Genomic DNA, 9360 nt, shown 5'->3' on the forward strand with positions numbered 1-9360 from the left:
CCGAGGACGCCATCGTCTCGGACGAGCTGAACCATGCGTCGATCATCGACGGGATCCGGCTCTCGAAGGCGCAGAGGCTTCGCTATCGAAACCGCGACATGAGCGATCTCGAAGAGCAGCTGAAGGCGGCGGAAAAGGCCCGATTCCGGGTGATCGTGACGGACGGCGTGTTCTCGATGGATGGGTACATCGCGCCGCTCGCCGAGATCTGCGACTTGGCCGAGCGCTATGACGCACTGGTCTTCGTCGACGACTCGCATGCCGTCGGCTTCGTGGGGGAGAACGGTCGGGGGACGCCGGAGCTGTGCGGGGTCGCCGATCGCGTCGACATCTACACCGGGACGTTCGGCAAGGCGCTGGGCGGTGCATCGGGCGGGTACGTCGCCTCGCACGCCGAGATCGTGGCCCTGCTGCGTCAGCGCTCTCGTCCCTATCTGTTCTCGAACACACTCGCTCCCGCGATCGTGGCCGGAACCCTGACCGCCCTCGATCTCGTCGAGGGGTCCGCCGACCTTCGTGCGCGTCTGCGCCGCAATGCCTCCCTGTTCCGCGAGCGCATGACCGCCGAGGGATTCGACCTGCTCCCCGGGGAGCACCCCATCGTGCCCGTCATGTTCGGCGATGCGGCGAAGACGGCGAGGATCGCCAGGGAGATGCAGGAGCGCGGCGTGTACGTGACCGCATTCAGCTTCCCCGTCGTGCCGCGCGGGCTGGCGCGGATCCGCGTGCAGTTGTCGGCGGCTCACACACCCGAGCAGGTCGAGCGCTGCGTGGAGGCCTTCGTCGCCGCGCGCGCTGTCGTCGACTGACCCTGCAACTGACCCTGCGACGGGCCCTGCACCTGACCCTGCGACAGAACCGGGGCTAGTTGCAAAGAAAGCCTTGCAAAGAAATCTTTGCAAGGGTATCTTTGCATGCATGACGAACGAGACGCAGGTCAGGACTCTCGATGCCAGCGCCCTGAAGGCGCTGGCGCACCCGCTCCGGGTGAAGATCTTCGACATCCTCGCCGCGCGCGGTCCGCAGACCGCCAGTTCGCTCGCTGCACTCGTAGGGGAGACATCGGGGTCGACCAGCTATCACCTCCGCGCGTTGGCTGCTCACGATCTCATCCGCGAAGTCGAGGGGCGGGGCACGGCGCGTGAGCGGTGGTGGGAACGCCCCAAGGGGCGCATCGACGTGCCCGGTCCTGACGAGATGACTTCGCCGTCGAATCGGGCGGCTGCCCAGATCGTGACGTCTGAGTTCTTCCGTCTGCGGCACGAGACCTTGATGTCGTACCTCAACCGACCCCAGTCCGAGGTCCCGGAGGCGTGGCGCGATGTGGGGATCACCATCACCACGCACCTCGATATGACGCCGGAGCAGGCCATGTCGCTCCGCGAGGAGCTCGAGACCATCGTGGAGAGGGCCATCGAGCGCTACCGGGGCCAGACCGGACCCGATGTGCGACGCGTCTCGCTCCGCACCGAACTCTTCGACCTGCCGACGCCGCAGCACGCGACGCACGGATCCGGCGACGACATCCTGGAGGAATCATGACCAGCGCGACGCTTCACCTGGTGGCTCCGACGCAGACCGAACGCGGGCTGCTGCGACTCGCCGACCATCTCACCGCGTACGTCGAGCACCGCATCTCCCGACGTGCCGAGCGACGTGAGATCGCCCTCGACCTGCTGCGCGAGCAGCAGACCCGCAGGCAGGATCCGCGCGCCGTCGATCACGCACTCGCACAGCTCGGCCTGACGCGGCGCTGACGCGTAGCGCGGTCCCGGCCGGGACTCAGTCCTGGAAGGGACGGGCGACGATCTCGCCGGTCGCGGTCTGGAAGACCTCCCAGCCCGCGTCGAGCTCCGCGATCGCGCGACCCTCCAGCCACGTGAGCGTCCAGTGGCCCATGAGGCCCCGGGACTCGACCTCGGCGATCGCCGGCCGGAGGGATGCCGGGACGGAGGCCGGAGCCTCGGACCCGGCCGCCCAGCGCGTGCCCAGCTGCATCAGGAGGCCTCGACCGGGGCGAGCTCGATCGCAGTGACCGCGAACGCCTCGGCCTCGGTGAACTCGAGCTCGGCGATGCGGCCGACGGCGCGGAGGTCATCGGCTGCGGCACGGAGGGCATCGAGCTTCGCTGCGGGGGCGGCGATCGCCGCACGTGAGACCGGAGTCTTCTGCGAGGCCTTCGCCTCGGTCTTCGCGCGACGGATGCCGATCAGCGCCTCGCTGGCCGCGGCGAGCACGGCCGGGTCACCGTCGATACCGAGAGGCGTCGGCCACGCGGCGGTGTGCACCGACCCTTCCTCGAACCAGGACCACGACTCCTCTGCCGCGAAGGACAGCACGGGAGCCAGCAGGCGCAGCAGCGTCGACAGGGCCAGACGCAGCGAGAGCGCCGCGGATGCCTGCCCCACATCGGCCTGGTTGTAGGCGCGTTCCTTCACGAGCTCGAGGTAGTCGTCGCAGAACGTCCAGAAGAAGGCCTCGGTGAGCTCCAGAGCACGAGCGGCGTCATACCGCTCGAACGCCTTGGTCGCCTCGACCACGACGCCGTCGAGGGCTGTCAGCATCGACGCATCGAGGGCGTGCGTGACCTGTGCGCCGTCGGGCACGGGGAACGACAGCACGAACTTGGCGGCGTTGAGCACCTTGATGGCCAGACGACGACCGATCTTGACCTGCGTCGGGTTCTGCGGATCGAATGCGGCGTCCATGCCGAGGCGGCTCGATGCGGCCCAGTAGCGCACCGCGTCCGAGCCGTGGGCCTCGAGCACGTCGGCCGGGGTGACCACGTTGCCCTTCGACTTCGACATCTTCTTGCGGTCGGGGTCGACGATGAAGCCCGAGATCGCGGCGTTGCGCCACGGCGTCCTGTCGTCTTCGAGCGTCGAACGCAGCATGGTGGAGAACAGCCAGGTGCGGATGATGTCCTGGCCCTGCGGGCGCAGGTCGAACGGAGCGGTGAGCTGCCACAGCTCCTCATCACGTTGCCAGCCGCCCGCGAGCTGCGGTGTGAGGGACGAGGTCGCCCAGGTGTCGAGGATGTCGGCCTCCGCGTCGAAGCCACCCGGTACGCCGCGCTGGTCCACGGTGTACCCGGCGGGCACGTCGGTGGTCGGATCGATCGGGAGCGACGCCGCATCCGGGGTGAGCACGCGGTCATAATCGCGCTCGCCGTTCTCGTCGAGGGCGTACCAGAGGGGGATCGGCACACCGAAGAAGCGCTGACGCGACACGAGCCAGTCGCCCGTGAGACCGCCCACCCAGTTCTCGTAGCGCACGCGCATGAATTCGGGGTGCCAGGAGAGTTCCTCGCCGTGGGCGATGAGCTTGTCGCGCAGTTCGCCGTCGCGGGCACCGTTGCGGATGTACCACTGGCGCGTGGAGACGATCTCGAGCGGACGGTCTCCCTTCTCGAAGAACTTCACGGCGTGGTTGAAGGGCTTGCCGACCGCGGTCATGTCGCCGGTCGCCTGCAGCTTCTCGACGATGGCCTTGCGCGCGCTGAAGACGGTCTTGCCCGCGATCTCCTCGGCGTACCAGGTCGCGGCCTCGGGATTCTCGACGGACGCCGGAGCCTCGGGCAGGAATCGCCCGTCCAGACCGATCGTGGTCATGTTCGGCAGGGACTCGTTTTCGGTGGTGCGCAGCTCGCGCCACCAGATGATGTCGGTCACATCGCCGAAGGTGCAGACCATCGCCGCTCCCGTGCCCTTGTCGGGCTGGGCGAGGTGGTGGCCGTGGATCTCGATCTCGGCGCCGAAGAAGGGGGTCTTCACCTTGGTGCCGATGAGGTGCTTGTGCGGCCCCTCCGGATGCGTCACGATCGCGATGCACGCGGGGAGCAGTTCCGGGCGGGTGGTGTCGATCGCGATCGATCCCGAGCCGTCCGCGAACGGGAACTCGATCGTGTGATACGCCGCCTGCTGGTCGCGGTCCTCGAGCTCGGCCTGCGCGATGGCGGAGCGGAAGTCGATGTCCCACAGGGTCGGAGCCAGCGCCTGGTAGGCCTCGCCGCGCTCGATGTTGCGCAGGAAAGCGAGCTGGCTCTGTCGGATGGTGTCGTCGGAGATGGTGCGGTAGGTCTGCGTCCAGTCCACGCTCAGTCCGAGCTGGCGGAACAGCGCCTCGAACTGCTTCTCGTCCTCGATGGTGAGGCGCTCGCAGAGCTCGATGAAGTTGCGGCGGCTGATGGGCTGCTGGTCGGCCGCGCGGCTCGACTTGTTGTCGCCGCCCTCGAAGGGAGGAGTGAAATCGGGGGTGTACGGGAGCGAGGGGTCGCACCGCACGCCGTAGTAGTTCTGCACCCGTCGCTCGGTCGGCAGGCCGTTGTCGTCCCAACCCATCGGGTAGAACACGGTCTTTCCGCGCATGCGCTCGAACCGGGCCTTCACATCGGTGTGCGTGTAGGAGAACACGTGCCCGATGTGCAGGCTGCCCGATGCCGTCGGAGGCGGGGTGTCGATCGAGTACACGCCCTCGCGGCCGGACTGCGCCGCGCGAAGACGGTCGAACAGGTACGTGCCCTGCTCGGCCCAGGCGGCGTCCCACTTCGCTTCGAGGCCTTCGAGTGCGGGCTTGTCGGGAATCTGGTTCTGCGACGGTTCGGAAGCAGGCATGAAGGTCTCCTCGAGCGATGTATGCGGCACTGTGTGAGCGTGCCTGAGTGTGGGTTGTGCCGAACAGTCTACCGAGCATCGGGGCATCGGCAGGCCGTCGCAGATCGACCCCGTCCAACAATCGGCCGTAGGATGGGATGTCCCGACCCGTTCGTCCAGAGGAACCGTCATGCCCGCAAGACCTGTGCGTCGTCTCCTGCCCTTCGCGGCGCTCGCCGCTGCCACTGCGCTGGTGCTCAGCGCATGCGCGGCTCCCGGCTCGGACGGCGAGGGCGGAGAGCTCGTGTGGTCCATCGAGGGCGCGAACCTCTCGGCCGGGCACATGGACCCGCAGGTGAGCCAGCTCGACGTCTCCGGCATGGTGCAGCGGGCGGTGCTCGACTCGCTGGTGTTCCAGGAGGCGGATGGAACGTTCAGCCCGTGGCTCGCGAAGAGCTGGGAGGTCTCGCCGGACAGCACGGAGTACACTTTCGTGCTCCGTGACGACGTGACCTTCACCGACGGCGAGAAGTTCGACGCCGCCGCGGTCAAGGCGAACTTCGACCGCATCGTCGATCCGGAGACGGCATCCGCGCAGGCGGCCAGCATGCTCGGCGCCGACTTCTACGAGGGCACCGAAGTCGTCGACGACTACACGGTCACGGTGACCTTCACGCAGCCGTACGCACCGTTCCTGCAGGCGGCGAGCACGCCGCAGCTCGGCTTCTACTCGCCGGCCGTCCTCGCGAAGTCCGCGGACAAGCTCAAGGCGGGGGGACCCGACGTCACCGTCGGTACCGGTCCGTTCGAGCTCACCGAGTACACGCCGGACCAGGAGATCGTGTACACCCGCAACGACGACTACGCGTGGGGTCCGCATGATGCGAAGGCCCCGAAGTTCGAGACGCTGCGTGTGGAGATCCAGCCGGAGGCCTCGGTCCGCACGGGCGTGGTGACGAGCGGGGAGGCCGACCTGGCCAGCAACATCCCGCCGAACCTCGCGAAGGATCTCGGCGACGGCATCACGGTCGATTCGATCGAGTATCCGGGTCTGCCGTACTCGCTGTACCTGAACGAGAAGTACGGGGTGTTCGCGGACGAGAAGGTGCGTCAGGCCTTCGCGCGCGGCATCGACATCGACGCGGCGGTGGAGGAGATCTACTTCGGCCAGTTCCCGCGCGCATGGAGCATCCTCGGCTCGACGACCCCGGGCTACGACGCGTCGCTCGAGGGCAGCTGGCCGTTCGACCAGGACGCCGCGAACGCGCTCCTCGACGAGGCGGGATGGACCGCACGCGACGCCGACGGCATCCGTACGAAGGACGGCAAGCGGCTCTCGGTGCGATGGATCGCCTGGACTCCCGTCCCGGATGACCGCGCCGCTCTCGCGAACGCGATCCAGTCCGACCTCAAGGAGATCGGGTTCGAGGTCCAGCGCGAGGTGCTCGAACCCGGGGCCTACAACGAGCAGTACGAGCCGAAGACCTTCGATCTGACGGACTGGGGCTTCTCCGGCGTCGACCCCGACCTGCTGCGCAGCCACCTGCACACCGACGGGTTCCAGAACGCGTCGCAGGTGAGCGATCCCGAGATCGACGCATTGCTGGAGAAGGCCGTCGCGACCAGCGACCAGGACGAGCGCAACGAGCTCTACACCCAGCTGCAGCAGTGGAACGCGACGTATACGGCGATCGTGCCGCTCTACAGCCCGTCGGCGATCACCGCCGTCGGCGATCGCGTCGAGGGGCTGCAGTACGACCTGTACGGTCGACCGCTGTTCTACGATGTGACCGTCGGCTGAGCCGCCGGCTGAGCGGAGGGCACGGGTGGTGAGGGCTGCTCTCGTCCGTATCGCCGGCCTCGCCGCGTCCGTCGTGATAGTCCTCTGGGGCGCGGCGACCGTTGCCTTCCTCGCCTTCCGGGTGATCCCGGGGGATCCGGTATCGGTGATGCTGGGGCCCCAGGCGCAGGTGAGCGAGGCGGTCAAAGAAGGCATCAGAGCCGATCTCGGGCTCGATCGCCCGCCGTTCGAGCAGTACCTCCGTTTCATCGGTCAGCTCGCTCGGGGAGACCTGGGAGAGTCGTACCAGCTGCGGATGCCCGTGACCGAGGTGATCGGGCGTCAACTCGGTGCGACCGTCCAGCTTTCGGTGCTCGCGCTCGTGATCGCCCTGGTGCTCGCGCTGTCCGTGGCGGTGCTCGTTCGCGGCAAGGCGGGTCGGACGGTCGCGGCGGCGGTCGAGCTGGTGGTGCTCTCCTCCCCGGTCTTCTGGATCGGGCTCGTCCTGCTGAGCGTCTTCGCGTTCGGTCTGGGCTGGTTCCCGGTGTCGGGTGCTCGCAACCCCGCCACGATCGTGCTGCCGGCGATCACGCTCGCGCTTCCGGTGGCGGCGCTGCTCAGCCAAGTGCTGCGCGACGGGCTGATGCAGGCGGAGCGGATGCCCTTCGCCGAGACGGTGCGGGCTCGTGGGGCCAGTCCCTCGTGGTTCACGCTGCGGCATGGGCTTCGACACGGCGCCGCCTCTGCTGTCACGCTCGCCGCCTACCTGACCGGATCCGTCCTCGGTGGGGCGGTGCTCGTGGAGACGGTGTTCGCCCGTCCTGGCCTCGGTCGGGTCACACTCGCCGCGATCAGCGACCGCGACCTTCCGGTGATCACGGGGATCATCCTCCTGAGCGCCCTGGTCTTCGTGGCGGTGAACCTCGTCGTCGAACTCGTCCATCCGCTGATCGACCCGCGCATCAGGGCTTCGCGATCGGGAGGTGTCCGATGAGGCGCGCGCAGCGGATGCTGCTGTGGGTCGCGATCCTGGTCCTCGCGGTGATCGCGTTCGCGGCGCTCTGGCCCGGTGTCCTCGCCACACACGATCCGCTGCAGACGGATGTACGCGCCGCCCTGCTTCCGCCGAGTGCCGAGCATCTGTTCGGCACCGACCAGAGCGGACGCGACGTGTACTCGCGGGTCGTCTACGGTGCGGCGCGCTCGCTGGGCATCGGGCTCCTCGCCACCGGGGTGGCGCTCGTCGGCGGACTCGTCATCGGCGCGCTCGCCGGGGTCGCGCCGAGGGGCGTCGACATCACGGTGATGCGGGTGAACGACGTGCTGATGGCTTTCCCCGAGTTTCTCGTCGCACTCGTCGTCGTCGCCGTGCTGGGCCCGGGACCGGTGAACATCGCGATCGCGGTGACGCTGGCCGCCGTGCCCGTCTACGTCCGGCTGGCCCGAGTGCAGACGCAGACTCTCCGCGTCGCCGAGCACGTCGAGGCGGCGCGCATCCTCGGGGTGCCACGGATGCGCGCATTCACCCGGCACGTGGTTCCGGGAGTCCTCGGCGCGCTGAGCGTGCTCGCCACCATCGGCATCGGCTCCAGCATCCTGGCAGCGGCCGGGCTCAGCTTCCTGGGGCTCGGCCCGTCGGAGCCGACTCCCGAGTGGGGACTGATGCTCGCCGGTGGGCGCAACGTCCTCGGGCAGGCCTGGTGGATCTCGCTGTTCCCCGGCATCGCGATCACGCTCACCGTGGTGGCGGCGACCGTCGTGGGGCGTATCCTGCGCGCTCGCGGAGACGGGAGGATCGCATGAGCGTCGCCCTGGAAGTGCGCGGGCTGCGGATCGCATTCGACGGGAACCCGGTCGTCGATGACGTGTCCTTCGCCGTCGACCGCGGAGAGTGCATCGCGATCGTGGGGGAGTCCGGCGCCGGCAAGTCGCTCTCGGCTCGTGCGCTGCTGGGACTGACTCCCACGGACGCCGACGTCTCGCTGGACGGGCTGGTCGTGGACGGGACGGATGCGGCCGGGCTGTCCGAGCGCGCGTGGCGCGAGCTGCGCGGGGCCGGGATCGCGCTCGTCTCTCAGGACGCCCTGGTCTCGCTCGATCCCCTGCGACGGATCGCGGCGGAGGTCGCCGAGCCGCTGCTCTTGCACCAGATCGTCCGAGGACGGGCGGCGCGGGCGGAGCGGGTGCGGGAGCTCCTGGCACGGGTATGGATGCCCGACCCCGAACGCCGCTCCCGACAGCACCCGCACGAGCTCTCCGGCGGACTCCGACAGCGAGCACTCATCGCCTCCGCGCTCGCCGCGGATCCCGCCGTGCTGGTGGCGGACGAGCCGACGACCGCTCTCGACGCGACCGTGCAGGCACGGATCCTCGGTCTGCTGCGCGAGATCGTCGATGCAGGCACCGCGCTGGTATTCATCAGCCACGACTTCGCGGCCGTCCGACGGATCGCCGACCGCGTCCTGGTGATGAAGGACGGGATCGTGGTGGAGTCCGGCCCCGTGGCCGCGGTCCTGGAGAGCCCTCAGCACGACTACACGAAGCGGCTCATCGCGGCGACGATCCACGAACCACGGGCCTCAGCTCCTGCCGATTCCTCGGCGCTGCTGATCGCCGACGAGGTCTCCAGGAGCTTCGATGCCGTGCCCGCGGTCGTCGATGCCTCCTTCGCCCTGAAAGACGGACGGACGCTCGGCATCGTCGGGGAGTCGGGGTCCGGCAAGACGACGCTGGCGCGCATGATCGTCGGAGTCGACGCTCCGGACGCCGGTAACCTGCGGTGGACATCGCAGCGCCGGGTGCAGCTCGTGCACCAGAATCCGCTCGGAGCGTTCGACCCGCGATGGACGATCGGCCGTTCGTTGCGAGAGGCGCTGGAAGCGGGCGGGGTGCCTCGCGCTCAGCGGGCTGCGGGCATCGCCCGACTCCTCGCCGAGGTCGACCTCGCCCCGGAGCTCGCCGACCGGCGTCCGAGCGCGCTCTCCGGCG

9 protein-coding genes are annotated in these 9360 nt (G+C 68.8%); 7 read left to right on the plus strand and 2 right to left on the minus strand.

The annotated features are described in order from the left end of the window. The 3 genes from B2869_RS03785 to B2869_RS03795 all read left to right on the plus strand — a co-directional run. Positions 1-809: aminotransferase class I/II-fold pyridoxal phosphate-dependent enzyme (locus B2869_RS03785; protein WP_292762970.1), on the plus strand; the 809-nt coding region annotated here is incomplete at its 5' end. Between the two features lie 109 nt (positions 810-918). Then, complete coding sequence (locus tag B2869_RS03790; protein WP_029258191.1) at positions 919-1542, plus strand: ArsR/SmtB family transcription factor; 624 nt, start codon at positions 919-921, stop codon at positions 1540-1542. Next, positions 1539-1757: a hypothetical protein gene (locus B2869_RS03795; protein WP_136025007.1), complete on the plus strand. Its 219-nt coding sequence runs from the start codon at positions 1539-1541 to the stop codon at positions 1755-1757. Before B2869_RS03790 ends, B2869_RS03795 begins: the two co-directional genes overlap by 4 nt. A gap of 25 nt (positions 1758-1782) precedes the next feature. Here B2869_RS03795 and B2869_RS03800 read toward each other — a convergent pair whose 3' ends face one another. Both B2869_RS03800 and valS read right to left on the minus strand, forming a co-directional pair. Continuing rightward, positions 1783-1998, minus strand: coding sequence for a hypothetical protein (locus tag B2869_RS03800; RefSeq protein ID WP_292762976.1), 216 nt, complete (start codon positions 1996-1998; stop codon positions 1783-1785). Further along, a complete protein-coding gene (valS, locus tag B2869_RS03805) occupies positions 1998-4613 on the minus strand; it encodes a valine--tRNA ligase (RefSeq protein ID WP_292762979.1) in 2616 nt (871 codons plus the stop codon). The genes B2869_RS03800 and valS overlap by 1 nt, the downstream gene beginning before the upstream one ends. Before the next feature lie 169 nt (positions 4614-4782). Here valS and B2869_RS03810 point away from each other — a divergent pair, with 169 nt between their 5' ends. The 4 genes from B2869_RS03810 to B2869_RS03825 all read left to right on the plus strand — a co-directional run. Next, positions 4783-6393, plus strand: a complete 1611-nt coding sequence (locus tag B2869_RS03810; RefSeq protein WP_136025004.1) for an ABC transporter substrate-binding protein — start codon at positions 4783-4785, stop codon at positions 6391-6393. A 28-nt stretch (positions 6394-6421) separates the two neighbouring features. Continuing rightward, positions 6422-7366, plus strand: a complete 945-nt coding sequence (locus B2869_RS03815; RefSeq protein ID WP_292762984.1) for an ABC transporter permease — start codon at positions 6422-6424, stop codon at positions 7364-7366. Continuing rightward, positions 7363-8175, plus strand: a complete 813-nt coding sequence (locus B2869_RS03820; protein WP_136025002.1) for an ABC transporter permease — start codon at positions 7363-7365, stop codon at positions 8173-8175. Before B2869_RS03815 ends, B2869_RS03820 begins: the two co-directional genes overlap by 4 nt. Then, the coding region (locus tag B2869_RS03825) for an ATP-binding cassette domain-containing protein (RefSeq protein ID WP_292762988.1) at positions 8172-9360 on the plus strand (1189 nt) is incomplete at its 3' end. The genes B2869_RS03820 and B2869_RS03825, both read left to right, overlap by 4 nt.

The organism is Microbacterium sp. UBA3486 (genome assembly GCF_002377845.1).
GTDB classification, from domain to species: domain Bacteria; phylum Actinomycetota; class Actinomycetes; order Actinomycetales; family Microbacteriaceae; genus Microbacterium; species Microbacterium maritypicum_A.